The organism is Mesorhizobium sp. M1182, assembly GCF_040318335.1.
GTDB lineage: Bacteria > Pseudomonadota > Alphaproteobacteria > Rhizobiales > Rhizobiaceae > Mesorhizobium.
In genome coordinates, this window is the sequence record NZ_JAMYMD010000078.1 from 1 (window position 1) to 954 (window position 954).

A 954-nucleotide genomic window follows, 5' to 3' on the forward strand; every position below is an offset into this window, starting at 1 on the left:
TGCGGCGCGGGAGGTATCGCGCTTCGCCCGCAACAGCCGCGACTGGCAGCAGCTCATCGAGATGTGCCGCGTCGTCGATACCGTGCTGATCGACCAGGAGACGGTCTACGCACCGCGCCAGGGCAATGACCGGCTGCTGCTGGGATTGAAGGGCAGTCTCAACGAGTATGAGCTCGATCTTCTGCGTCAGCGCTCCTTGTCGGCCCGCTATGAGAAGGCCCGGCGCGGTGAACTCGTCGTCGCTTCCCCGGTCGGCTTCGTGAAGGTCGGCGACCGGCTGGAGAAGGATCCCGACCGTCGCATGCAGGAGGCCATCACCCTTGTGTTTGACAAGGTGGCGGAACTCGGCAGTGCCCGCCAGGCCCTGCTCTGGTTCCTCGAACATGGGCTGGATTTGCCTGCCAAGCGCAACAATGGCGATGTGGTCTGGCGCAGGCCAAGCTATGCGACCATCCACCGAATGATCGAGAACCCGATCTACGGCGGCGCCTATGCCTATGGTAAGACTCGTGCTGCGTCGGGATATGATGCAACAGCCATTCGTTCGCGCAGCCGCCGTAAGGCGCGTGATGAATGGCTGGCGCTGATCCCGGGTGCACACGAAGGCTACGTCAGCTGGGAAAGGGCGGAAGCGATCCGCAAGATGGTGAGCGACAACGTGCCCACGAGCCGGCATCACGGGGCGCCCAAGCATGGCGACGCTCTGCTCGCCGGCCTTGTCCGCTGCCGGCGCTGCGGCCGCAAGCTGACGGTCCGCTACACGGGAACCAAGCACAACATTCCGCGCTATTCCTGCTGGCGTGGTCTGCTTGACAATGGCGAGCCGCGTTGCATCGCCTTCGGTGGACTACGCGTCGACGACGCCATCGAGGAAGCTCTTCTGCGGGTTGTCGAGCCGGCAGCGATAGCCGCGGCCGTCGAGGCCGAAGCGCAAGCGGCCAGTCGCCGCGATCA

The 954-nt window shown here is 64.6% G+C and carries 1 protein-coding gene; it reads left to right on the forward strand.

Annotated elements, in window-relative coordinates; all coding sequences use genetic code 11:
• Nucleotides 1-954 (forward strand): recombinase family protein (locus NKH33_RS33125; protein WP_352923738.1); only part of this gene is annotated, 954 nt, incomplete at both ends.